At 68.7% G+C, this 24,890-nt stretch carries 18 protein-coding genes; 4 read left to right on the top strand and 14 right to left on the bottom strand.

The features are described 5' to 3' along the window. Nucleotides 1-121: 121 nt before the first annotated feature. Together HLH27_RS07595 and HLH27_RS07600 are read right to left on the bottom strand one after the other, a co-directional pair. Nucleotides 122-940: a glutamate racemase gene (locus tag HLH27_RS07595; protein ID WP_182949203.1), complete on the bottom strand. Its 819-nt coding sequence runs from the start codon at nt 938-940 to the stop codon at nt 122-124. Nucleotides 941-950: 10 nt separating this feature from the next. Further along, nucleotides 951-1,709: an orotate phosphoribosyltransferase gene (locus tag HLH27_RS07600; protein WP_182949204.1), complete on the bottom strand. Its 759-nt coding sequence runs from the start codon at nt 1,707-1,709 to the stop codon at nt 951-953. A 231-nt stretch (nt 1,710-1,940) separates the two neighbouring features. On the opposite strand from HLH27_RS07600, the gene HLH27_RS07605 reads away from it, so the two are divergent. Continuing rightward, nucleotides 1,941-2,180 (top strand): hypothetical protein, encoded by a 240-nt coding sequence (locus HLH27_RS07605; RefSeq protein WP_182949206.1) that lies wholly within the window; start codon nt 1,941-1,943, stop codon nt 2,178-2,180. A gap of 155 nt (nt 2,181-2,335) precedes the next feature. Here the strand turns inward: HLH27_RS07605 and gltA are convergent, their stop codons facing one another. The 5 genes from gltA to HLH27_RS07630 all read right to left on the bottom strand — a co-directional run bounded on the left by gltA (nt 2,336) and on the right by HLH27_RS07630 (nt 6,005). Beyond that, nucleotides 2,336-3,634, bottom strand: coding sequence for a citrate synthase (gene gltA / locus HLH27_RS07610; RefSeq protein WP_182949208.1), 1,299 nt, complete (start codon nt 3,632-3,634; stop codon nt 2,336-2,338). A gap of 188 nt (nt 3,635-3,822) precedes the next feature. Continuing rightward, nucleotides 3,823-4,368 carry a SixA phosphatase family protein gene (locus HLH27_RS07615; protein WP_182949210.1) on the bottom strand — a complete coding sequence of 182 codons (546 nt, stop codon included), beginning with the start codon at nt 4,366-4,368 and terminating at the stop codon, nt 3,823-3,825. Further along, complete coding sequence (locus tag HLH27_RS07620) at nt 4,368-4,712, bottom strand: chorismate mutase (RefSeq protein ID WP_408870814.1); 345 nt, start codon at nt 4,710-4,712, stop codon at nt 4,368-4,370. Before HLH27_RS07620 ends, HLH27_RS07615 begins: the two co-directional genes overlap by 1 nt. A gap of 43 nt (nt 4,713-4,755) precedes the next feature. After that, the gene (locus HLH27_RS07625) at nt 4,756-5,490 is read right to left on the bottom strand and encodes a metallophosphoesterase (protein ID WP_182949315.1); all 735 of its coding nucleotides are present in this window, start codon (nt 5,488-5,490) and stop codon (nt 4,756-4,758) included. A 203-nt stretch (nt 5,491-5,693) separates the two neighbouring features. Then, entirely contained in the window at nt 5,694-6,005 is a 312-nt protein-coding gene (locus HLH27_RS07630; RefSeq protein WP_182949211.1) for a hypothetical protein, read from the bottom strand. A 170-nt stretch (nt 6,006-6,175) separates the two neighbouring features. On the opposite strand from HLH27_RS07630, the gene HLH27_RS07635 reads away from it, so the two are divergent. After that, complete coding sequence (locus tag HLH27_RS07635) at nt 6,176-7,696, top strand: acetyl-CoA hydrolase/transferase family protein (RefSeq protein ID WP_182949213.1); 1,521 nt, start codon at nt 6,176-6,178, stop codon at nt 7,694-7,696. 226 nt (nt 7,697-7,922) lie between these two features. Here the strand turns inward: HLH27_RS07635 and HLH27_RS07640 are convergent, their stop codons facing one another. The 7 genes from HLH27_RS07640 to miaB form a co-directional block, all read right to left on the bottom strand. Next, entirely contained in the window at nt 7,923-12,461 is a 4,539-nt protein-coding gene (locus HLH27_RS07640) for an AAA family ATPase (protein ID WP_182949215.1), read from the bottom strand. A gap of 16 nt (nt 12,462-12,477) precedes the next feature. After that, nucleotides 12,478-13,098, bottom strand: a complete 621-nt coding sequence (locus HLH27_RS07645; protein WP_182949217.1) for a thioredoxin domain-containing protein — start codon at nt 13,096-13,098, stop codon at nt 12,478-12,480. A gap of 73 nt (nt 13,099-13,171) precedes the next feature. Continuing rightward, nucleotides 13,172-14,110: a ketopantoate/pantoate/pantothenate transporter PanS gene (panS, locus tag HLH27_RS07650; protein WP_182949219.1), complete on the bottom strand. Its 939-nt coding sequence runs from the start codon at nt 14,108-14,110 to the stop codon at nt 13,172-13,174. Nucleotides 14,111-14,115: 5 nt separating this feature from the next. Then, nucleotides 14,116-14,967, bottom strand: a complete 852-nt coding sequence (locus tag HLH27_RS07655; protein ID WP_182949317.1) for a hemolysin family protein — start codon at nt 14,965-14,967, stop codon at nt 14,116-14,118. Nucleotides 14,968-15,053: 86 nt separating this feature from the next. Beyond that, entirely contained in the window at nt 15,054-15,545 is a 492-nt protein-coding gene (gene ybeY, locus HLH27_RS07660; RefSeq protein WP_182949221.1) for an rRNA maturation RNase YbeY, read from the bottom strand. Nucleotides 15,546-15,621: 76 nt separating this feature from the next. Continuing rightward, on the bottom strand, nt 15,622-16,707 hold the full coding sequence (locus tag HLH27_RS07665; protein WP_182949319.1) for a PhoH family protein: 1,086 nt from the start codon (nt 16,705-16,707) through the stop codon (nt 15,622-15,624). 83 nt (nt 16,708-16,790) lie between these two features. Further along, nucleotides 16,791-18,164 (bottom strand): tRNA (N6-isopentenyl adenosine(37)-C2)-methylthiotransferase MiaB, encoded by a 1,374-nt coding sequence (miaB, locus tag HLH27_RS07670; protein WP_182949321.1) that lies wholly within the window; start codon nt 18,162-18,164, stop codon nt 16,791-16,793. A 549-nt stretch (nt 18,165-18,713) separates the two neighbouring features. On the opposite strand from miaB, the gene HLH27_RS07675 reads away from it, so the two are divergent. Both HLH27_RS07675 and HLH27_RS07680 read left to right on the top strand, forming a co-directional pair. Continuing rightward, nucleotides 18,714-20,615 carry an autotransporter assembly complex protein TamA gene (locus HLH27_RS07675; RefSeq protein WP_182949323.1) on the top strand — a complete coding sequence of 634 codons (1,902 nt, stop codon included), beginning with the start codon at nt 18,714-18,716 and terminating at the stop codon, nt 20,613-20,615. After that, nucleotides 20,615-24,871 carry a translocation/assembly module TamB domain-containing protein gene (locus HLH27_RS07680; protein WP_182949223.1) on the top strand — a complete coding sequence of 1,419 codons (4,257 nt, stop codon included), beginning with the start codon at nt 20,615-20,617 and terminating at the stop codon, nt 24,869-24,871. The genes HLH27_RS07675 and HLH27_RS07680 overlap by 1 nt, the downstream gene beginning before the upstream one ends. The last annotated feature ends 19 nt before the right edge of the window (nt 24,872-24,890 follow it).

The raw sequence follows: 24,890 nt of genomic DNA on the forward strand, positions 1-24,890 counted from the left end.
CAAGGGCTTTGCCCTTGACCCACCAAAGGGCAGTCGCCCTTTGGAAACCCAACCGCACGATGCTGGGCGCTGCGGTACGCAGGTCCCTGTTTTCAATCGGAATGACGTGGTCCCGATGCAGTCAGGTCGGGACCTGTTCCTGTGCGAACAGGGTTGGTGATCCATAGCCCAGCGCGGCCATGGCTTCCGTCATGCGCGCGGGTTCGGCCGGCATGGCGGTGAAGTAGGCCCGGTCGGGCCGGGGGATGGTTGCCGGCCGAGGGGGGAGGGCTTCCAGCACCGTTGCGGCCCGGCGCGCCACGGCATCCGCCGGGTCCAGCCAGATCATGCCGGGTGGCGAGGCTGCGCGGAACGTATCCATCAGGAACGTGTAGTGGGTGCAGCCGATGCCGACCACGTCGATCCGGTTGCCGCCGGGCTGGTCGAACAGGGCCGCGAGTTCCTGCTGGACGATGTCGGCGGAGATGGCATGCCCGCGAAAGGCGTGCTCGGCCAGGTCGGCAAGCCCGCGCGCGCCGTGGGCCAGCAGGGTGCAATCGGGGGCGTAACGCTGTTGCAGGTCGCGCAGATAGGGACGCCTGACGGTGGCGCGTGTGGCCAGAAGCCCGATGGTGCGGGACCGGCTGAGTTCGGCGGCCCATTTGATCGGTGGGACACAGCCGACGAAGGGGATGCGGTAGCGCTCCCGCAGCGCGGTGAGTGCCAGCGTGCTGGCGGTGTTGCAGGCGATGACGACCAGATCGGGTGCGAGGCCGGCAATGGCCTCTCCCATCAGGGTGACCACGCGATCGACCAGCGCGGCATCTTCCTGCTCGCCATACGGATAGATCGCCGTGTCGGCCAGGTAATCGACGGGCAGGCCGGGAAGGCGGGCGCGGAGCGCCCGAACGATCCCGAAGCCGCCGATCCCCGAATCGAATGCGAGAATCCGCTGCGTCATGGCAAGGGGATCAGCCCTGGCCCTGCGCGCTCTTGAAGGCCAGGGCCTCTTCCAGGCTGGAGACGCCGCCATGCCGGCCCGACCAGCCGCACGGATCCTCGAGGAAGCGCCGGACCTCGGAGGCATCCTTTTCCGAGAAATAGGGCTGGCCGGCGCACGCTTCCAGCACGTCCCACCAGGTGCAGAGCGCGTGCAGCGAGATGTTCATGTCCGACAGGGTCCGCAGCGAGCCGGGGAACACGCCGTAGAAGAAGACGACGAACGTATGGTCGACGATTGCCCCCGCGTCGCGCAGGGCGCGGGCGAATCGGATCTTGGAGGAGCCGTCGGTCGTCAGGTCCTCGACCAGCAGGGTGCGCATGCCCTCGGGCACGTCGCCCTCGATCTGCGCGTTGCGGCCGAAACCCTTGGGCTTCTTGCGGACATAGGCCATGGGGGCCATCATCCGGTCGGCGATCCAGGCCGCGAAGGGAATGCCCGCGGTCTCGCCGCCCACCACGGCGTCGATGCTTTCGTAGCCGATATGCCGGCCGATCTTTTCCACGCCCAGCTCGACGATCTTGGCGCGGGCGCGGGGGAAGAAGATGATGCGGCGGCAGTCGATATAGACAGGCGATTTCCAGCCCGATGTGAGGGTGTAGGGTTCCTCGGGACGGAAATTGACCGCCTTGATTTCCAGCAGCAGCTTGGCGGTGGTCAGCGCGGCGTCGCGGTCCCAGGCGGAGGAGCCCGAGGAGACGCCCGTGCCGTACCCTGTCGAATCGTTCATCTTGTGTGTCTTCCGGTCCGATATCGTAGGAAACGAGGTGGAAGAGCCTTAGCGGGATCGACCGGGAAAATCTATCGCGCGGTGGAGATCATTCCGTCCCAATCCCATCTGCACCGCGCCACGCGGGAGGCTGGATCGCGTGTGGCCGGGGGGTGGTTTCGCTTGCCGGAGGGGGAGATACAAGTTAGTATAACTGTAATTGCAAATCGTTCGCAACAAGGATTTAATACCGTGGCGCCAGAAAACGGCCGGATCACACGAAACTGCGAACGGGCGGTTGTCACCGCGTACCGGGAATTGCGGGACGTCGGGACGGGCGATATTTCGGCATTTCACGCCTGCACCACCCTGTATCGCATTCACCACCCGGAGGCATCGCTGAACGAAGCGCGGCGCCTGGTGTCCGAATGGATCGATCATCATGTGGTGCGCGAGGCCGAGGGGCCGACGGTGGGTTGCGACTGCCCCTGACGGGGGTTTTCACGCTGGAAAGCGGGCACTGAAAAAGCCCGGCGGCCGAGAGGCCGCCGGGCTTTTGTCGTAAGGCGCGCAGGACGTCGCACGGGGTTCGCGCGCGTCTTCCGATCCGCCCGGGTGTTTCCACCCGGGCGGATCGGGTTCGGGCTTCAGCCGCGCTTGGCGAACGGCGTGAAGTCGCGCTCCGGCGAGCCGGTATAGAGCTGGCGCGGGCGGCTGATGCGCTGGCCGGGTTCCTCGATCATTTCCTTCCACTGGCTGATCCAGCCGGTGGTGCGGGCGAGGGCGAACAGCACGGTGAACATGCTGGTCGGGATGCCCATCGCCTTCAGGATGATGCCCGAATAGAAATCGACGTTGGGGTACAGGCTGCGCTTGACGAAATATTCGTCGTTGATCGCGATCTTTTCCAGTTCCACCGCCAGGTCGAGCAGCGGATCGTCCTTGATCCCCAGTTCGCCCAGGACCTCGTGGCAGGTCGCCTGCATGATCTTCGCCCGCGGGTCGAAGTTCTTGTAGACGCGATGGCCGAAGCCCATCAGGCGCACGCCGCTGTTCTTGTCCTTCACCTGGGCAATGAACTCGGGGATGTTGTCCTTGCTGCCGATCTTGGCCAGCATCTTCAGCACGGCCTCGTTGGCGCCGCCATGGGCGGGTCCCCACAGGGCGGCGATGCCGGCGGCGACGCAGGCAAACGGATTGGCGCCCGTCGAACCGGCCATGCGGACGGTCGAGGTCGAGGCGTTCTGTTCGTGGTCCGCATGCAGGATCAGGATGCGATCCATCGCCCGCGCCAGGATCGGGTTGATCTTGTACGGCTCCGACGGATGCGCGAACATCATCGACAGGAAGTTTTCGGCATAGGTCAGGTCGTTGCGCGGATAAACGAAGGCCTCGCCCTGCGTGTATTTGTAGGCCCAGGCGGCGATCGTCGGCAGCTTGGCGATCAGGCGCATGGCCGACAGGTTGCGGCTGGCCGCGTTCGAGATGTCGTTGGCGTCGCTATAGAAGGCCGACAGCGCGCCGACCGTGCCGCACAGGATCGCCATCGGATGCGCGTCGCGACGGAACCCGTTGAAGAAATTGCGGATCTGTTCGTGCAGCAGCGTGTGCGATTTCAGCGTGTCGACGAACGCGTCGTGCTCGGTGGTGGTCGGCAGCTCGCCATTCAGCAGCAGGTACGCGACCTCGGTGAACGTGGCCTGCTCGGCCAGCTGCGCGATCGGATAGCCACGATGCAGCAGGATGCCCTTGTCGCCGTCGATGAAGGTGATCTTGCTGGTGCACGACGCCGTCTCGCCATAGCCCGGGTCGAACGTGAAGACACCCAGATCGGCGGTGATCTTGCGGATGTCCAGCACGTCGGGGCCCAGCGTTCCGGAATGGACCGGCAGACTGGCTGATTTGCCTTCTAGCGTGACGGTGGCCACTTTTCCTGACTCGGTCATCAAACTCTCCTCTTGGTCGTTCGCCGCCGTGCGAGCGGCCATTCTCATCCCCAACCTGCGGACACCTGTCCTCTGCGTGACAGTTTGCGACGTATCGCTGCGGCGCCGTGTCCCGATGCAGGCATGCGCCGAGATAAGGACGAAACGGCTAGCGTGGCAACTCTGCCTGCGGGGGGACGCTTACCCCCTCAATTGCATAGCGCACGGGTCAGAACGGCCTGTTTGCGGGCCAGTGCATGCCATGGTCCATGCACCGTGAAACAGGTCAGGGAGGCGACGGGAAAGCCCCGGATCAGGATGCTCTTGTCCGGGTCGTCGATGGCATGTCCGGCTAGGTCCATTACCAGTTGGTACAGATCGGGATTGTGACCTATCGCTATGATATTGTTTATATTTTCAGGCGTCTCCTGAAGGATTTCCAGAATGCTCTCGCTGCCGCATTCGTACAGTCTTCCGTCCTGGCGCACCTGCGGCGCGACGGTGGTGGAAAACGGCCCGAGGGCGGCATAGGTTTCGCCCGAACGCATCGCCGGGCTGATCAGGACCAGCTCCGGGACGAAGCCGATCTCGCGCAGTTGTGTTCCGCGCTGATGGGCCTGGCGGCGTCCGGCAGGGGTCAGGGGGCGCCCGAGGTCGCTCGACGGGCTGGGGTCGCCATACGGTCCGGGAAAGGCTTCCGCATGGCGCATCAGCACCAGTGTCCGCGTGGCGGCGGGTTCCGGCGCGGCGGGCATCAGACGGCGCCGGGCGCGGCGGATTTGCGCGCGATGGCTTCGTGATGGCGGATGACCTCCTTGATGATGAAGGCCAGGAACTTTTCGGCGAAGTCGGGGTCCAGCCGCGCGGCTTCGGCCAGTTCGCGCAGGCGGGCGACCTGCTGGGCCTCGCGGGCCGGGTCGGCGGGGGGCATGTCGTGGCGTGCCTTCAGTTCGCCCACCGCCTGGGTGTGGCGGAAACGCTCGGCCAGCATGTAGATCAGCGCGGCGTCGATATTGTCGATGCTCCGGCGGAGCCCCAGGAGCGTCTCCTGGGCACCCTGCGCCTGAATCGTCTGGTCGATGGCCACGGTATCGTTCACGTCAACATGCTCCTGTCTGTCGATCGTGGGGTTATACCGTGTTTCAGTCCTCGGCGGGCAGATCGATCCATGCCAGGTGGCCGCCTTTTCCGGCACCCGTGTCGGTAAAGACCGATCGGCCGCCGGCGCGTCCGTCCCGCACCCAGGGGCGGCCGTCGGTCGACCGGCGGTCGTGCCCGCAATAGACGGTGTAGCCCGGCGGAATATGGTCGACCCAGTTCAGCCGGCGTTCCGGGTAGCCGTCCTTGCGCGTGCGGCCCGTGGTCTCGCCGAACAGGGCGCGCGACAGCAGGGGCGTGACATCCCCCAGGCCCGGCGGCGGGGGTTCGTCGAGCATGCGCGAGTGGAAGCCGCCATGCACGAAGATCCGCCTCCCCAGCACGATCCAGGGGGGCGCCTGCGCGATGTCCTGCACCGCCCGGTGATGGACGTCCTCGTTATCCGGCGCCTGGAACTGGCGCACCGTCTCGCTCAGCGCGGCGTCGAAGCGCAGCTTGTGGCCGGCCAGCGCGCGCGCCAGCTTGCGGTCGTGGTTGCCGAGGATGAACAGCCCGCGCCCGTCGTCCAGCAGGCGCTGCATCAGCCGGAAGGTGCCGACACTGTCCGGGCCATGGTCCACCAGGTCGCCGAGCTGGATGACGAATCGATCGGTCGCCACTGCATGTTCGAAGGCCCGCAGGTCGCCATGCACGTCGCCGACCACCCGAATCGGGCGTCCGGCGATCAGCGCTTCCAGCGCCGGCCGGTCGCGCCACAGCCCGCCCTCCTCGGCCCGCATGGACTCCAGCGCGGGGAGGTGGGGGGGCTTCCAGGCGGTGTCGTCGACGGGCGGAGTGTGATTCGGCTTCATGGGGGCTTCGGTCACGGTGAGGGGGGTGATGATAGGCCTTTCGTCGAATATGGGGCGACGGTACCGGTTCTGCCATGTGTCCGCCGTCGATGCCCCGCACTGTATGGCCAGCGCATGGCTGCCAGTCGTTTTTATTTTGATGGTGTCAGCCAGCCGGGGTGCCGTTGGGCGATCCGGGTGATGAGCCTGTCCACGCCGCGGCGAAGCAGCGCCACGTCCTCGGCCAGCAGGATCAGTCCCAGCGGCAGCATCCATATCCCCAGGATCGGCAGAAAGGACAGCAATCCCCCCACTATCAGCAGGCAACCGGCCAGGAGCCGCGGCAGGCGTCGGGAGGGCACGCGCAGCCAGTGGATCGCGTCGCGCAGGCGTGCGGGCACGCGGGCCAGCGCCATGTGCACCAGCCTGTCATGCTCGTCTTTCGGGTCGTTCACGATACGCATGGCCGAGGATAACACTCTTTTGTTGTGACGGGTCTGCCAGGAAAGAGAACAGATGGCGTGTCGGCCCCGCCTGGCATCCGATACGATCACCTGCCCTCATGGCAGGATCGGGGCGGTCTGGCCCGCGCAGTACAAGACCAAGATAACGAAAAGACACGAGGAAAGGTTCCATGATCGATCATAGCCGAATCCGGAACGCCGCCTTCCGGGCAAAAGTGACCACCGCCGAGGAGGCCGCCAAGCATATCCGTCCGGGCAGCATGGTCGGCATGAGCGGCTTTACCGGGTCGGGTTATCCGAAAGCCGTTCCGCAGGCCCTGGCCAACATCATCGAGACGGAGAAGGGCAAGGGGAACGATTTCCGCATCCGCCTCTTCACCGGCGCCTCCACCGGGCCGGAGCTGGACGGTGCGCTGGCCAAGGTGAACGGCATCTCGTTCCGCATGCCCTACAATTCCGACCCCATCCTGCGCGGCCGCATCAACAGCGGCGAGACCGAATATCTGGACATGCATCTGAGCCACGTGGCCCCGATGACGTGGCAGGGCTTCTTCGGCGAAATGGATACGGCCGTCATCGAGGCCGTCGCGATTCGCGAGGACGGCACCATCGTTCCGTCGTCGTCGGTCGGCAACAACAAGACGTGGGTCGAGTCCGCCCGCCAGGTGATCATCGAGGTCAATAGCTGGCAGCATTCCGCGCTGGAAGGCATGCACGACATCTGGTATGGCGCCGCCCTGCCGCCGCACCGCGTCGCCATTCCGCTGCTGCGCCCCGACGACCGGATCGGCCAGGCCACGCTGAAGGTCGACCTGTCGAAGGTCGTCGCGGTGGTCGAGACCCATGCGCCGGACCGCAATGCGCCGTTCTCGCCGCCCGATGCGGCCGCCAAGGCCATTGCCGGCCATCTGATGGAGTTCTTCCGTCACGAGGTGTCGAAGGGCCGTCTGCCGCAGTCGCTGCTGCCGTTGCAGTCGGGTGTCGGCAACGTCGCCAACGCCGTGATGAGCGGCCTGGAGGAAGGGCCGTTCGAGGACCTGACGGCCTTCACCGAAGTGATCCAGGACGGCATGCTGGGCATGCTGGAATCGGGCAAGATGCGCGTCGCCTCGGCCACCGCCTTCTCGCTGAGCCCCGAGGCCGCGGAATCGCTGAACGACCGGATGGCCGAGTTCCGTTCCAAGATCATCCTGCGCCCGCAGGATGTCAGCAACCATCCCGAGCTGATCCGTCGCCTGGGCTGTATCGCGATGAACGGGCTGATCGAATCCGACATCTACGGCAACGTCAATTCGACCCAGATCATGGGATCGCGCGTGCAGAACGGCATCGGCGGTTCGGGCGACTTCGCGCGTAATGCCTATATCTCGGTCTTCATGACGCCCTCGACCGCCAAGGGCGGCAAGATCTCGGCCATCGTGCCGATGGCGTCGCATGTCGATCACATCACCCAGGATTCGCAGGTGCTGGTGACCGAGCAGGGCCTGGCCGACCTGCGCGGCCTGTCGCCCAAGCAGCGGGCGGAGACGATCATCCGCAACTGCGCGCACCCGGACTATCGTCCGCTGCTGCAGGATTACTACAAGCGGGCGCGGGAAGGTTCGTTCGGCCAGCAGTCGCCGCATCTGCTGACCGAATCGCTGTCCTGGCATCAGCGCTACATCGAAACCGGCACGATGCTGCCGGGCTGACGGTCCGTCGGGCCGCGCCCCCGGAGCAACCGGGGGCGCGGCGCCTGCGGGCGGCCTGTTTCCATGTCCGGGACATGGGATGCAGGTCGTTCGATAAGTGGTTGTTTATGAAAGATATTGTTCGCCTGGGCGATATCATCTTCACGAAAATTATGGCGCGTGGTGGATTACTCCAATCACGCGCCATAATTTTTTGTTTTTAAAGAAAATATCAATCCGATCGGCGCTAATGCGCCGTTTCGGGCCGCGATTGGCCGACCATGGAGGCCGCGTGGTCGAGATCGACCGACAGCACCCGGCTGACGCCGCGTTCCTGCATCGTCACGCCGTAGAGCCGGTCCATATGCGCCATGGTCAGCTGGTGATGGGTCACGACCAGGAAGCGCGTGCCGGCTTCTGCCACCATGTCGGCCAGCAGGGCGCAGAAGCGCCCGACATTGGCGTCGTCCAGCGGCGCATCGACTTCGTCCAGCACGCAGATCGGCGCCGGGTTGCAGCGGAACACCGCGAAGATCAGCGACAGGGCGGTCAGCGCCTGCTCGCCGCCCGAGAGTAGCGACAGGGTAGCTAGTTTCTTGCCCGGTGGCTGGGCGTAGATTTCCAGCCCCGCCTGCAACGGGTCGTCATTGCCCACCATGCCCAGATGCGCCCGTCCGCCGTTGAACATGCGGGCGAACAGCGACTGGAAATGCTTGTCGACCTCGGTGAAGACCGCCAGCAGGCGCTCGCGCCCCTCGCGGTTCAGCGCGCCGATCGAGCCGCGCAGCCGGGCGATGGCGGTGTCCAGCTCGTCCTTCTCGCGCTGGATGGTCGTGATGCGGGTTTCGGCCTCGTCGGCTTCCAGCTCGGCGCGCAGATTGACCGGGCCCATATCCTCGCGCTCGCGGGTCAGGCGGGCGATCTTGCGGCGCAGGCTGGTTTCCGCCGCCTCGGTCAGGTCGGGGGGGACGATGCCCGGCGGCTCGGGTGTTTCGGTCAACAACTGGGCCAGGATGGCCTCGGCCTGTTCATGCCGGCCTTCGGCGCGCAGCACGGCCTCGCGCCCGGCCGCCAGCGCGGCCTCGGCGTCGCGGCGGGCCGCCTGGGCGCGCACGAGGGCCTCTTCGGCCTCGGCCAGCTTGCGGGCGGCTTCCGCATGGCCGGCCTCGGCGCTGTCCATCGCCTCGCGGGCGGTCTGCCGGCTGCGGATGACTTCCTCGGGCATCGAGGCCAGCTTTGCATGTTCCGACTTCGTGGCGTCCAGCCGGGTGGTGGTGCCCTGCAATTCGGCGGCGGCGGCGGCCTGGCGGGTGGTCCAGTCGGCCAGGGCGGTCGCGACGCCGGCCAGGCGGGCCTGGATGGTCTGTTCCTCGCCCGCCAGGGTCGTGCGGCGCAGGCGGGCCTCGTCCTCGGCCTGGCGGGCGGCGGCCACGGCTTCGCGGGCCTCGCGGACGCGGGTCGCGATCGCCTCCTGATCGGGCAGGGCCTGCTGTTCGGCATGCATGCGCGCCAGCAGGTCGGCGGCTTCGTCCCGTTCCTGCCGCAGGGCGTCCAGGCGGGGGGCCTGAGCATCCAACACGCTGCGGGTCTCGATCAGCGTGGCCTGCTGGGCGGCGTGGGCGGTCTGGGCCTGTTCCAGCGCCCGTTCCGCGTCCTGCTGATGCTGGCGGGCTGCCTCGTGGGCCGTTGCGGCATCGCGGGACCGGGTTTCGGCGGCGGCGAGGGCCGAATCGGTGTCGGCGCCGGGGGGCAGGGCGGCGAGGGTGGATTCGGCCTCCTGCCGGGCGGTTTCGGCCTGTTCGGCCTCGCGGGCGATGCGGTTCAGTTCGGGGACGATGGTCGCCAGCCGTGCCTCGGCCTCGCTGTTGCGGGCGGTGGTGGCGTCGTCCTCGCGCCTTGCGGCTTCCAGTGCGGTTTCGGCGTTCTTGCGCGCGTTGCGGGCCGCTGTTTCGGTGGTTTGTGCCGCCTGTTCCTGCTGGCGGGCGGCCTCGTGGCGCTGGGCCAGCTCGGCGGCGTCCGGCAGGTCGGCCGCTGCCTGCCGGGCGGCGTTCAGGGCGGTTTCGGCTTCCGCCAGAGTCTGCGTCGCTTGGTCGTGCTGGGGCTGGACGGTCTCCAGCCGCGCGCGGGCGGTCGCGTCCAGCCGGCTGATTTCGGCTTCGTCGGTGCGGGCCTGGCGCAGCGTGGATTCGATGGCCGTGCGGGCGGCGCGGGCCTTGCCGACCGATTCGGTTGCCGCGGCGCGGGTCTGTTCGGCCGTTGTCAGGGCGGATTCGGCGGTCGGCAGTTCGGCCAGGCGGGTCTGGCGCGCGGCCTCGGTCTCGCGCAGGAGGTTGCGCTGGCGCAGCAACAGGGCCGCCCGGCTGGGCTGGCCGGCGGCCACACGATACCCGTCCCAGCGCCACAGGGCGCCGTCGCGTGCCACCAGGCTCTGGCCGGGCAGGAGGTCGGCCTGCAAGGTCGCGCCATCGGCGCCGTCATCCAGCAGGCCGATCGCGGCGAGGGCCCGGGCCATGGCAGGCGGGGCGGTGACGAGCGCGGCCAGGGCGACGGTGTTTGTGCCCGGCAGCGGCGCTGCGTCCAGGGGCGAGAGGGCGTGCCACAGGCGCGGCGCGTCCTGGTCGGTGGACGCATCCAGCCCGTCGGTCAGGGCGGCGGCCAGGGCGGCTTCCAGCCCGTCGGGCACCGTGATGTCGTCGACCACCGGCCGGAAATGGGTCTCGTTCTGTCCGCTCTTCAGCGCCTGGGTCAGGCCTTCCGCCTGCGCGGTCAGACGCGAGAGATCGGCTTTCAATTCGCCCAGGCGATTCGTCGCGGCGTCGCGGTCGGTGGCGGCGGTGGCCAGCGCGGCTTCGGCTGCCTCCAGCGCCTGTCCGGCGTCGGCGAGCTGCCGTTCGGCGTTCTCGCGCGCCGTGCGGGCGGCGACCAGTCGTTCCGGCGCGATGGCGGCGGCCTGGGCACGGGCCAGGTCCTCGGTCAGGGCGCGCAGGCGTGCGACGGCGCGCTGATGGGCCGTGTCGGCCGATTGCAGGGCGGCCTGGGTGGTGGTGCGCCGGTTCGTGCCCTCCTGAAGGCGGGCATAGGCGTCGATTCGGGCGGCGGAGGCGGCCTGACGGTCCAGTTCCGCCTGCTCCAGCGCGGCGCGGGCGGCATCGAGCGTGGATTGCGCGCTGGCCAGGCCGGCGCGCAGCGCGTCCCGGTGATCGGCGGCGACGCGCTGGGCGTGTGCCTCGTCATGCCGGCGTTGCAGGGCCTGCTGTTCGGTGCGCAGGGCCTCGGCGCGCTCGGTGGCCTGGGCGAGGGCGCGGCGGGCTTCGTCATGGCGGCGCCGGGCTTCGTCCGCCTGACCCCGGGCCAGGCTGGCTGCCAGCGTGGCGTCGGACTGTTCCTGCGCCGCGTGTTCCAGCGCGGTGCGGGCCTCCGCCAGGCGGGTGGTCGCGGCGGCCAGTTCGGCGGCCTGGGCCTCCAGCGAAGCGGGCTCGGGCAGGGTGGCGCGCAGGCTCTCCAGTTCGGCGGCGAGGGCGGCATGCTGGGCATCGAGGCGCGCGTGGCGGGCCTGTGCCTCCCTGAGGGAGGCCGTCACCTGCGTCGCGCGGGTCTGTGCCGCATTGGCCTCGGCGCCGGCCTGTTCCAGCGCCTGTTCGCGCGCCTGCACCAGTCCGGCGGCATCGGCCTGGGCCTGGGCGGCCTGCGCCATCTCGTCCGGCAGGGCGGAGAGGCGTTCGGACAGGGTGGTCTGCTCGGCTTGCAGGCGGGCGACATTCTCGGCCGCGTCGGCTTCGCGGGCCTGGGCGGCCTGATGGTCGCTTTCGGCCTGGCCCAGCCGTTCGGTCGCGGCCTTTGCGGCCTCGGTCGCGCGCTGTTCCTCGCGCGCCATGCCTTCGGCCAGGATCTTCTGGCGCTCCAGCAGGGTGCGGCTTTCGTCCGTGCGGGCGCGGAGCGCGGGCAGGTCGCGATTGGCCTCGAATTCCGCGATCACGCTGGTCTCGGCGGCCTCTTCGGCCTGGGTCAGGGCCTGCCGGGCCTGCCGGGCCATCTGGCCGGCGCGTTCCACCGCCAGGCGGGCGCGGGCGTGCAGCAGGGCCAGCAGCGTGGTCTCGGATTCGCGCAGGGCGCCGGAAATTTCCCGATAGCGCTTCGCCTGTTGCGACTGGTCGCGCAGGCTGCCCAGATGGCCTTCCAGCTGGATGCGCAGATCGTCGGCGCGGGCCAGATTGGCCTCGGTGGCGCGCAGTTTCAGCTCGGCCTCGTGCCGTCTGGCGTGCAGGCCGGTGATGCCGGCGGCTTCCTCCAGGATGCTGCGCCGTTCCTCGGGCCGGGCATTGACCAGTGCCGAGACGCGGCCCTGGCTGACCATGGCCGAGGAGCGTGCGCCCGAGGCCAGGTCGGCGAACAGGGTCTGGACGTCGCGGGCGCGGATCGGCTTGCTGTTGACGCGGTAATCGCTGCCGGAGCCACGTTCGGCGCGCCGGGTGATCTGCAATTCGTCTTGGTCGTGCAGCGGCGGGGCGGCGATCCCCTCCGTGCCTTCCAGCGTCAGCGTCACTTCCGCCAGGTTGCGCGCCGGGCGGGCGGCGGTGCCGGCGAAGATCAGGTCGTCCATCTCGCCGCCGCGCAGTGAACGGGCGGAACTTTCGCCCATCGCCCAGCGCAGGGCCTCGACCACATTGGACTTGCCGCAGCCGTTCGGGCCGACGATCCCGGTCAGGCCGGGCAGGATGTCGACCGAAACCGGGTCGGCGAAGCTCTTGAAGCCGCCGATGCGCAGGCGGACGAAACGGGCAGCCATGGGCGGAGGGACCGGATCAGCTCAGCGAGGCCACCTTTTTGGCGAAATCGTCGTAGGTCATCTCCTGACCCACCTGTTCCTTGTCGTTGAAGCGGAAGGTCGGGGTGCCCTCGATCTTGTATTCGGCCTGGGCGCGGTTTTCCTCGTCCATGATGGCCTGGCGCAGCGTGTCGTCGGCCAGCGTCTTCTGGAACAGGTCGGCGGGCATGCCGGCCAGTGCCGCCATCTTCTGCAATTCGTCCTGCGGGTTGACGTCGCGGGCGAAGGCCCAGCGATCCTGGGTGGACAGCAGCGACAGCACGAAGGGCTCGTAACGCTCGGGCGGCAGGGTGCGGGCGATCATCGCCGCCGCCAGCGCGATCTGGTCCAGCGGGAAATCGCGGAAGATGTAATAGACCTTGCCGGTGTCGATCAGGTTGCTGCGGATCTGGGGGAAGACCTCGGCTGCGAATCGCGCGCAATGGGTGCAGGTCAGCGAGAACCATTCCTCGACATGCACCTTGGCTGCCGGATTGCCGGCGGCGCGCACGGCCATGCGCGGGTCGGTGGCGGCCCGTGCGGCGCGGAGGGACAGGGCCTGTCCGAACAGGAGGGCAGGGGTCGCGGTCGCGATCAGGGCGCGGCGGGTAACGGGCATGACTGAACGGTCTCCGGCAGGCTGGAACGGGCGGACGGTAAAAGGGGGACAGAGCCCGCAAAGCGGGCAGGCGTCAAGAGACCCGCGCGGGGGCGGATGCGGGCTTCGGTGCCGGGCGTGTCGACCACCAGGCCGACAGGGCCGAGCCCGAGATATTGTGCCAGATCGAGAACAGCGCCCCCGGCAGCGCCGCCAGCGGGCCGAAATAGAGGCGCCCCAGCGTGGCGGCCAGGCCGGAATTCTGCATCCCGACCTCGATCGCCAGCGTCCGGCAGGCGCTTTCTTCCAGTCCCAGCAGCCTGCCGCCCCAATAGCCGCCCAGCAGGCCGATCCCGTTATGCAGGACCACGCCCAGCAGGACCAGCGGCCCCGCCGCCGCCAGCGACGGGCGGACCGAGGCGACGATGGCGCCGATGATGGTCATGATGGCGATCATGGCCACCAGCGGCAGGGCGGGTTCCACCCGGCGCACCAGGCGCGGGGCCAGCATGTTGACCGCCAGCCCCCCGGCCACCGGCAGGGCGACCAGCGTGACGATGCTGCGCAGCAGGGCCAGCACGTCGACCTGCACATCCGCCGCTACGTACAACCGCGTGAGCAGCGGCGTGGCGACGATGCCGACCAGGGTGGAAAGCGTGCTGATGCTGACCGACAGCGCCACGTCGCCCCGCGCCAGGTAGATCATGACGTTCGACGCCGTGCCGCTGGACACGCTGCCGACCAGGATCATGCCGACCCGCAGCGCCGGGGGCATGCCCAGCAGCCGCCCGATCACCCATGCCGCCAGCGGCATGATCGCGTAATGCAGCACGATCCCCGCCACGACCGGGGCCGGGCGGCGGGCGATGCGGCGGAAATCGCCCACCGTCAGCGTCACGCCCATGGTGAACATCACCAGGGCCAGCAGCGGCGTGATCGCCGGGGTCAGGACCAGGAAGGCGCCCGGCCGGCCGATGGCGGCGACCGAGACCAGGATGGCCCAGAGCGGGAAGAGGCGGGTCAGGAGAGACAAGGCGGTCAGGCGGCGGTCGGCGGTGCCGGGGGGGGCGGACGCACGCGGACCTTGCGGATATGCAGGGCGTCGGCGTCCAGCACGCGGAAGACCAAGCCGCTTTCGTGGGTCAGGACCTCGCCGCGTGCCGGGACGTGGCCGGCCAGGCGGAAGACCAGGCCGCCCACCGTCTCGATCTCGGCTTCGCGCTCGGCGTCGGTCAGCAGCGTGCCCAGCCGGGCCTCGAACTCCTCGACCGGGAGGCGGGCATCGACGTCGAACGTGCCGTCCGGCCGTTCCTGGATCAGGACCGCCGTCGGTTCGTCATGCTCGTCGGAAATGTCGCCGACGATGGTCTCCACCAGGTCCTCGATCGTCACCAGCCCGTCGACGCCGCCATATTCGTCGATGACCAGCGCCAGATGGAGATGGCGCTGGCGCATCTGAAGCAGCAGGTCCAGGACCGGCATCTGCGGTGCCACCATCAAGGGCTGGCGCAGCAGCGTCTCCACGTTGAAGGCCTCGCTGGTGCCGGCATAGGCGATCAGGTCCTTCACGTGGATCATGCCCACGATGTCGTCGAGCTGCTCGCGATAGACCGGCATGCGCGAATGGTTCTCGCGCCGCATCAGGGCCAGGGCCTCGTCCTGGCTCAGCGAGACCGACATGGCGACGATGTCGGCGCGCGGGATCATCACGTCGTCGGCGGTGATGCCGCGCAGCCGCAGGACGTTCGCGATCAGCGCGCGTTCCTGGCGGTCCAGTTCCGAATTGGCGTCGGTTCCGTCGCCTTCGGCCTCGTTGGCTTCCTGCACCAGGGCGGCGATGGAATGGCGCAGGCCCTGTTCGCCGCGCCGGCGGCCGAACAGGGAGAGCAGGCCCCGGCCGCGCGGACGCGGCGGATGGGCCTCTTCAACCCGTCCCGATGCGCCCTCGGGCGGTACGGATTCGGGCAGGGGGCGGTTCACTGCGCGTCCTCCATGCGGCCCGATGGCGCGCCGGGGCGGAACTTCCATGGATTGGGAACGGACAGGCGGCCCAGGATGCGGGCTTCCTCCATTTCCATCCGCCGTGCCTCGCCGGCCTGGTGATGGTCGTGGCCCCGCAGGTGCAGGATGCCGTGGACGACCAGGTGCATCAGGTGATGGCGCATCGGCCGCCCGGCCGCCTGGGCCTCGCGCCGCACGGTTTCCAGCGCGATCATGATGTCGCCGCCCGGTACGCCGTCGGGGTAGTCGAAGGTCAGGACGTTGGTGGGCTTGTTGCGGTCGCGGTGGCGCGCATTCAGCCGGCGGATCGTGCGGTCATTGTCCAGCGCGATCGTGACCGGTGCCGGTTCCTCGCCGGCCCAGGCGGCGCGCGCGGTGCGGCGCACCAGGGCCGCGATTCCCGGAACGGCGCCGTGCCAGCGCGCGTCCGCGACGATCACGTCGCAATCCGGGCTGTCCTGCGCCATGGTGGATAGAGGGCCGGCGGCCTGTCCGGCCGCCGGCGGTCTTATAACGTCCCCGTCCGTTTCGGCGGGGCGTTTGCTACTTCGCGGTTCCATTGTTCTCCCGGCGCGCCCTGCTGCGGGACATGTCCCGTTCGGCCGCCGCTCGCTGATCATAGGCGTCCACGATGCGCGCGACCAGCGGGTGTCGCACCACGTCGTGGGATTCGAAGCGCATGATACCGATTCCCGGCAGTCCTTCCAGCGTATCCACCGCATCGCGCAGGCCCGACGTCACGCCGTTGGGCAGGTCGACCTGGCTGAGGTCGCCCGTGACCACCATCCGGGTGCCGCTGCCCATGCGGGTCAGGAACATCTTCATCTGCGCGGCCGTGGTGTTCTGTGCCTCGTCGAGGATGACGAAGCTGTGGGCCAGCGTGCGGCCGCGCATGAAGGCCAGGGGCGCGACCTCGATCTCGCCCGTGCCCATGCGCCGCACCACCTGGTCGCCCGGCATCATGTCGTGCAGCGCGTCGTAGAGCGGGCGCAGATAGGGGTCGATCTTCTCCTTCAGGTCGCCGGGCAGGAAGCCCAGCCGCTCGCCGGCCTCGACGGCCGGGCGGGAGAGCACGATCCGGTCGACCTGGCCGGCCTGGAGCATCGCCACGGCCTGGGCGACCGCCAGGTAGGTCTTGCCGGTGCCGGCCGGGCCGATGCCGAAGACCATCTCGGTCTGCGCCAGCATTTCCATGTAGCTGGCCTGGCCGGCCGAGCGGGGGGCGATGGCCCCGCGCCGGGTGCGGATGGCCGGCAGTTCCGCCAGCGGCACGCGGGGCGTATCGGACAGGGGCATCGTGCCCTTGGGCGCTGTGGCGTGGGTCATGGTGGTCCGTCCTTCGGCTGCCGGGCGGGGCATGGTGTGGTGGGCCGCGGCCATGCGGATCGCCGTGTCGATATCGGCGCTGTCCAGTTCGCCGCCGCCGCCCTGCAGGCGCTGGTAGAGGCTGGTCAGCGCGGCCTGGGCGATTTCCACCCGGTCGGGATTGCCGTTGAGGGCGACGCGGTTGCCCCGGCAGGACAGGCGGATGCCGAATCCGCGTTCGAGACGAAGAAGGTGACGGTCATGATCACCGACGAGCTGTGCCAGCAGGGCATTGTCGTCGAATTGCAGCGTGACCGTCCGCATCGCGGCGATGTCGGACGGGGCTTGATGATCGCGCGTCCGGGCGGGGCGCCGGCCGGGCAGAATCGCTGATGCCGTCTGTTCTCTCAAGCGAAGGCTCTCTCCTGTATGAGGGTTCCACTCAGTGAGTTGGTGTATCGCTCCCGGATCTCGACCTGTGCGATCTGCCCGATCAGGGCATCTGGCCCATCCACATGCACGGGTTGCAGATAGGGTGAACGGCCGGACAATTGTCCCGGCTTGCGCCCGTGGCCGGTAAACAGCACCGGAACCACGCGTCCCACCGTCGCCGCATTGAACGCGTCCTGCTGCGTGCGCAGCAGGGCCTGCAGGGCCTGCAGGCGCGCGTCCTTCACGTCCTCGGGCACCTGCATCGGCGCGCCGGCGGCCGGAGTGCCCGGACGGGGGGAATATTTGAACGAGAACGCCTGCGCGAACCCGACATCGCGGATCAGCTGCATTGTCGCGTCGAAATCCGCATCACTTTCACCGGGATGGCCGACGATGAAATCGGACGACAGCGCGATGTCCGGCCGCGCGTCGCGCAGGCGCAGGACGATGTCGCGATATTCGGCGGCGGTATGGCCCCGGTTCATCGCCGCGAGAATCCGGTCCGACCCCGACTGCACCGGCAGGTGCAGGAAGGGCATCAGCGCCGGCAGGTCGCGATGCGCGGCGATCAGGGCCTCCTCCATGTCGCGGGGGTGCGACGTGGTGTAGCGGATGCGCGCCAGCCCCGGGATCGCGGCCAGTGCTTCGGCGAGGTGCGGCAGCCCCCACACTCGGCCGTCCGGCCCTTCGCCGTGATAGGCGTTGACGTTCTGCCCCAGCAGCGTGATCTCGCGCGCCCCCGAATCGACAAGGCGGCGGGCTTCGCGCAGCACCGAATCGACAGGGCGGCTGGATTCGGCGCCACGGGTGTAGGGCACCACGCAGAACGAGCAGAATTTGTCGCAGCCTTCCTGGATGGTCAGGAAGGCCGTCAGCCCGCCCGGGGTCTGCGGGGCCTGGGCATCGGGCAGGAAATCGAATTTCTGCTCGGCCGGGAAATCGGTGTCGATGACGGCACCCGCCGCCCGGGCCGCGCGGGCGACCATTTCCGGCAGCCGGTGGTAGGTCTGCGGGCCGAGCACGATATCCACATAGGGCGCGCGGGCCAGGATTTCCGCCCCTTCGGCCTGGGCCACGCAGCCCGCGACGGCCAGGATGGTGCGCTGGCCTTCCGCCGCCCGGGCGTCCTTTACCAGACGCAGGCGGCCGAGTTCCGAGAAGACCTTTTCCGCCGCCCGGTCGCGGATGTGGCAGGTGTTCAGGATCACCATGTCGGCCGCGTCGGGGGTTTCGACCGACTGGTATCCCAGCGGACGCAGCACGTCGGTCATGCGCGCGCTGTCGTAGACATTCATCTGGCAGCCCCAGGTGATGACATGGAGGCCCTTTACCTCCCGGCCGGGCTCCATGGGGGGGCAGACAGAATGCTGGGTCACGATTGAAACTTCCTGGGCGCGCCGCCGGACCATCCCGCGCGGTCGCGGGAACACATCATATGTGCGGGGCGCCCGGTCAAGGGCACGAGTCGGAGCACTGGGGGCGTGACAGCGTCATCGTGCGGCAAACCTCCCTCGCATTACGGGGCGGGACGCGGCGGCGTCGTTACCTGCCTCATGAGGTAAAAATACGGGGGCTCTTGTCAAGGCAAGTTTCCGAGTCCCGGGCAAAAACCCTTCCGTATGTCGTGCCGCGGGCCGCGTGACATCGTTTTTTATCGTCTTGTCAAACGATTGCCTTATAAACGGGTCAGACGTGCCGTTCGGGGCGAGGCGGCATGCGAACGATGGACCGGCCGGACCGTTGAGTGGGACGAAGCGCAGGAACGGGACAGGGATACATTGGCAGCGGTGCGGCGACGTTGCGTGAGTGCGCGACGAAGAGCGGACAGGACAGATCGGCCGGACCATCGGGGCTGGGGCGCATGGTACGGCTACCCCGCGCGCCGGAGCGGTTCTGCCATTGCCGGGGGCGTTCTTGCGATCGCGCTGTGCTGGCCGGGCGATAGCGTTCTGGGTGCCGACCCGCAGACCTATACCACCACCATCACCCCGACGGGCGCGGCCGAGCTGGATGCCGCGATCAGCGCCTCGTCCAGCCTGCTGTCCCTGCAGAAGACCCACGCCGTCAGCCCGTTCGCCCTGGCCGGGCGCATCCGCAACGATTACGGCCGGTTGCGGACCGCGCTGGAAAGCTACGGCTATTACGCCCCCACGATCCGGATCAGCGTGCGGCCCCGTGGCGAGAAGAATGCCGCACCCACCGCCCCGATGGACGGGGCCGACCCGCGGCTGCCGGAATGGCTGCTGGCGATCCCCAAGGGGCAGGCCGTGCAGGTGACGATTACGCCGACACGGGGCGAGATCTTCCGGCTGGGCCATGTGATGCTGGTACGGGCATCGGGCGACGGGACCGGGCCCGTGGTCCTCAATTCTCTGGAAAGCAAGGCGTTCGGGGTGAAGGCCGGCCAGCCGGCCGTCGCCTCCGACGTGCTGGCGGCAGCGACGAACCTGCAGGCCGAACTGAAGGAGGAAGGACACGCGCTGGCGCGGGTCGAGACGCCCAAGGCGTGGTTGCGGCCGGCGACCAACACGCTGGATGTCGAATATACGGTGCGGAGCGGCCCGGTGGTGACCATCGGTGCCATCAGCCTGTCGGGCATGACGCGCACGCACCCCGCCTATATCGCGCGGCGGATCACCATGCATCCCAACGACCTGTACCAGCCCTCGCGGATCGAATCCGCCCGGCAGGACCTAGCGGGGCTGGGCGTGTTTTCCGACGTGCAGGTCAATGACGTGCCGCCGCTGACGGCCGGCCAGCAGATGCCGCTGTCGCTGGACTTCAAGGAAGGCAAGGTCCGGATGGTGGCGGTGCAGGGCGGCTATTCCACCGACCTGGGCGGGCGGGGCGGCGTGAGCTGGACGCATCGCAACATCTTCGGCAATGCCGAGCGCCTGCGCCTGACGGCCCTGGTGACGGGGCTGGGCGGATCGGCGCAGCAGGGGCTGGGCTACGATGTCTATGTCGACCTGATGAAGCCGGATTTCGGGTCGCGGGACCAGAATCTGAGCGTGCGGGTCGAAGGCATTCGCCAGCTTCTCTATTCCTATCGCCAGACGGCGCTGCTGGTGCGGGCGGGCGTGGTGCGCAAGCTGGGGCAGCGCTGGACCGCGTCGTTCGAGGGGCAGGCCGAACAGGAACAGATCGAGCAGATGGGGATGGTGAACGATTACACCATCGTTTCGCTGCCGCTGTCGGCGACCTATGACAGTACCGGGCTGAACAACCCGATCGACCCGGCCACCCATGGCGTCCGGGTGGCCGCCAGTGTGACGCCCTCGGCCTCGCTGGTCGACGGCATGTCGTTCTTCACCATCATGCAGATGAATGCCTCGACCTATTTCGACCTGACTCATCTGGGCATTTCCCGGCCCGGCCGCAGCGTCATCGCGGTGCGCGGCATCGTGGGCAGCGTGCAGGGGGCCTCGACCTTCGACATTCCGCCCGACCAGCGCCTGTATGCCGGCGGCAGCGCGACCGTGCGCGGCTTCCGCTACCAGGGCGTCGGGCCGCAGTTCGCCGGCAGCAAATATGCGATCGGCGGCACGTCGATGGATGCCGGATCGGTTGAATTCCGCCAGAGGCTGTTCCGCAGTTTCGGCGGAGCGGTGTTTGCGGATGCGGGCCAGGTAGGCACCGGCAGCCGGCCGTTGCAGGGCACGCTGCGGGTCGGGGCGGGTGCCGGCGTGCGGTACTATACGCCGATCGGCCCGGTGAGGGTGGACCTGGCCGTGCCGCTCAACCGGCCGAAGCGCGGCGATACGTGGGAACTCTATCTCGGTCTGGGGGAAACCTTCTGATGGCGCCGGAGACTTCGCCCCCGTCCGCTGCCCCCCCGCCTGCCGCACGCGCGCGGCGCTGGCCCAGGATCGTCGCCTGGACCCTCGGCCTGCTGGCCGGCGTGCCGCTGGCGGTGGCGGTGCTGGGCTTGGTGGCGATCCTGATCGTGGCCAATACCGGGTGGGGCCGCCATTCCATCGCGCGCCAGACGGCGGAACTGACCGGCGGCGCGGTGACGCTGGACGGGATTTCGGGCCGCTTCCCCGATGCGCTGCGCATTGCCCATATCGGGCTCAACGACCGCAAGGGAACGTGGCTGTCGATCGACGGGCTGGAACTGGACTGGCGGCCGACCCACCTGCTGGCCCGGCAGGCGCGGGTCGACCGGCTGTCGATCGCGCGGCTGGCCATTCCGCGCCTTCAGGCGGAAAGTGGTACGAAATCGACCACCAGCAGCAAGGGCGGCAGCAGTTTCGACCTGGCGATCGACCTGCGTGCCGTCCATATCGGGCGGATCGAGGTCGGCGCCGCGCTCGCGGGGACCGATGCCGCGTTTTCGCTCGATGGCACTGCGCACCTGGCCCATCTCGCGCCCGTGCTGGATGGGCTGAGCGTGGCGACGCTGCCCACCGCCGCGATCGACCTGACCCTGAAGCGCCTGGATCGCGTGGGGGCGTTGACCCTGCGGACGCAGATCGAGCCGGGGCGGCTCGGGCTGCATCTGGCGGCGGACGAAGGGCCGGGCGGTTTTGCCAGCACGTCGGGGCTGGAGCCGCTGGACCCGCTGCATCTCGCGCTCGACCTGGACGGGCCGAGGACCGCGAACCATCTGGCATTCGCGTTGAAGTCTGGTGATATATCATCTAATATCAATGGAATAGTTGATTTTATAAACGTAAAATCTCAGCTTTCGATCATGGCGCGTGCGCCCCACATGACTGTGCGCGACGGGATCGGCTGGCAGAATCTGGTCCTGGACGCGCATGTGTCGGGCGATGTGCATCATCCGGTCGGGCAAGGACATCTGACGCTGGACCAGCCGATGGCGGCGGGGGTGGCGGCCAGCCGGATCTTGGTCGATTTCGAGGGGCATGAGGCGACGGGCGGCCAGCCTTCGGACGCGCGGGTGCATGCCGCGATCGATGCGCTGTCGATCCCCGGCAGCCATCCCGGCCTGTTCGCTGCCGCGCCGCTGACGCTGGACCTGTTCCTGCATCCCGACGATGCGGGCTGGCCGCTGGATGTCCGGCTGGACCATACGCTGCTGCATCTGGCGGGGCGGGTGATGACCGCGACGCCGGCGCATGGGACATTCGACCTGGACGTGCCCGCGCTGGCGCCGCTGGCGGAGGCGGGAGGCACCGACCTGGCGGGCCGGCTGGGCCTGCACGGCGTCTTCGCCATGCCAGCGCGGCCGGGTGATGCGGCCACGCTGGCGCTGGACGGACCGCTGTCGATCACCGGCGGCCTGCGGCAGGCCGTGTCGCTGGTAGGGGCCGACGGCAAGATTTCGCTGCGTGCGGCCATGCAGCAGGCGGTCGGCGACCATCCGGCCCTGCTGCGGATCGACCGGCTGGCGCTGGACGGGCAGGCGGTGCATCTGGCGGTATCGGGCAGCCGGACGAGCGCCCCCACGGCGGATCCGGTCGCGGGCGGAAAGGCCGGCCCGGCGGTGAATGCCACCGCGCAACTGGCGGTCGACGATCTGCGGCGGGCCTCGCCGGCGGTGCGTGGGCAGGCGGGGCTGACGCTGGCGGTCGACGGGCCGCTGAGCGACCTGTCGGCCACCGCGCATCTGGAGGGGCAACTGGGTACCGCCGAGATGCCGGTGGGGCCGATCATGCTCGATGCCGTCTTCCATCATCTGCCCAGCCATCCGCAGGGTACCCTGATGGCGCGCGGGACGCTGGACGAGGCGCCGCTGTCGATCGCCGCCGACCTGGAGCAGGACCCGCAGGGGCGGCGGACCATCGATCTGGCGCATCTGGACTGGAAGAGCCTGTCGGGCAGCGGGCATCTGGTGCTGAATCCGCATCGGGTGACGCCGCTGGGCACGCTGGATGTGCAGATGGACCGGCTGGCCGACCTGTCGCGCCTTGTGGGGCAGCCGGTATCCGGTGCGCTGAAAGCATCGATCCGCACCGCCGAGCCGGGATCGACAGCCGGGGAGGATACCCGGCCGCCGGTCGTGACGGTGGCGATCGACGGTAATCTGGCCAGCGCGCGGGCGCGGCTGCGCAGCCTGTCGCTGGCCGGCACTGTCACCGATCCGCTGGGGACGACGCAGACCGACATGACATTGCGGCTGGACGGGGTATCGGCCCCAGGCGTGGCAGGCGATGTGCGGGTGACCGCGCGCGGGCCGCGCGATGCGATGGCGATCGGTGCCAACGCGACCTTCCAGGCGCTTGCCGGCGCCCCGGCGGCGCTGGCCACCAGCCTGGTCGTCGATACGCCGGCGCAGTCGGTTGCCATCCGCTCGCTGGAAGCCAATGCGCGAGGCGAGACGGTGCGCCTGACGGAACCGGCCCGGATCGGGTTCGGCAAGGCGATCGGCGTCGATCACCTACGCCTGACGCTGGCGCCCCCCGGCGTGGCGCCGGCCAGGATCGATGTCGCCGGCAGCGTGAAGCCCACGCTGGGCCTGACGGCGACGGTCGATAACCTGACGCCCGCCATCGCGCGGCCCTTCATGCCGTCGCTGCGGGCCGACGGGACGATCAGCGCCCGGGCCAGCCTGCGCGGCACCACCGCCAGCCCCCAGGGCACGGTGACGGTGACGGCGAGGGGACTGGCCTATCACAGCGATTTCAGCGGTGCACTGCCGCCGCTGAACATGGATGCGACCGCGCAACTGGCGGGCACCCAGGCGCGGATCGATGCCACGGCGCATGCGGGATCGCTGCTGGACCTGGCGGTGCGCGGAACCGTGCCCACCGGTTCGGCCGGGTCCATGGGGTTGCAGGCCGATGGCCATGTCGATCTTTCGGCGGCGAATGCCTATCTCGGCGCGCAGGGGCGGCAGGTCGAGGGCGTGGCCCGCCTGTCGCTGGCGCTGCGGGGCGCGTTGTCGGCGCCGAAAGCCTCGGGAACCGTGACCCTGACCGGGGGGCAGGTGCATGATTATGCGCAGGGAATCCAGCTGTCGAACATGCGGGGCACAGTCATCGCGCAGGATGACCGGCTGACGATCGACAACCTGTCGGCCACGGCGGGGCCGGGCAATATCGCCGTCAACGGAACGCTGGGGGCCTTTCAGCCCGGCTTGCCCATCGACCTGCGGATCACGGCGAAGAATGCCCGCCCCTTGGCCAGCGACCTGGTCACGGCGCAGGTCAATGCCGACCTGACGGTCAGGGGGGCGCTGGCGTCGCGCCTGGACGTGGCGGGGCAGGTGGTCATCCCGCATGCCGAGATCAATATTCCCAGTTCTCTGCCGCCGTCGATCGCGACGCTGGATGTGATCCGCCCCGGCGACAAGCCGCCTTCGTCCGGGGCCGACGGGGCCGGGTTTGTCGTCGGGCTGGATGTGGCCGCGTCCTCGCCGGGGCAGATGTTCGTCCGCGGGCATGGGCTGGATGCGGAAATGAGCGGCCGGCTGCATGTCGGGGGGACGGCCGATGCCCCGGCCATCACGGGCGCGTTTACGATGCGCCGGGGCAGTTTCAACCTGGCGGGCATTTCGCTGGAATTCACGAAAGGCCAGGTGGCCTTCAACGGCACGGGCGTGACCCAGGCGATCGACCCGACGCTGGATTTCGAGGCCGAGCGCGGGACGAATGCCGGCACCGCGCAACTGATCGTCGGCGGCTATGCCAGCGCGCCCAAGATCACGTTCTCGTCCACGCCGCCGCTGTCGCAGGACCAGATCATGGCGATGCTGCTGTTCGGTACCGACGCGCAGTCGCTGTCGACCGCGCAGATGGCCGAAATCGCGGCGGCGGTCGCGACCCTGACCGGCGGCTCGGCCTTCGACCCGCTGGGCAAGGTGCGCAGCACGCTGGGGCTGGACCGGCTGCAACTGACGGGTGGATCGGGTGTCGGCAACGGAAACAGCACCAGTGTCGAGGCGGGCAAATACGTGATGCGCGGCGTTTATGTCGGCGCGAAGCAGGCCACCAGCGGGTCGGGCACCCAGGCGCAGGTCCAGGTCGACCTGACGCGGCGCCTGAAACTGAATACGACCGTGGGGACCGGCGGCAACGTCACCGGCTTTACCACGCCCGAGAACGATCCGGGCAGCAGCGTCGGCCTGTCCTATCAGTTCAACTACTAGCCGGCCGGAAAATCGCCCC

Source organism: Gluconacetobacter takamatsuzukensis, assembly GCF_014174275.1.
Lineage (GTDB): Bacteria > Pseudomonadota > Alphaproteobacteria > Acetobacterales > Acetobacteraceae > Gluconacetobacter > Gluconacetobacter takamatsuzukensis.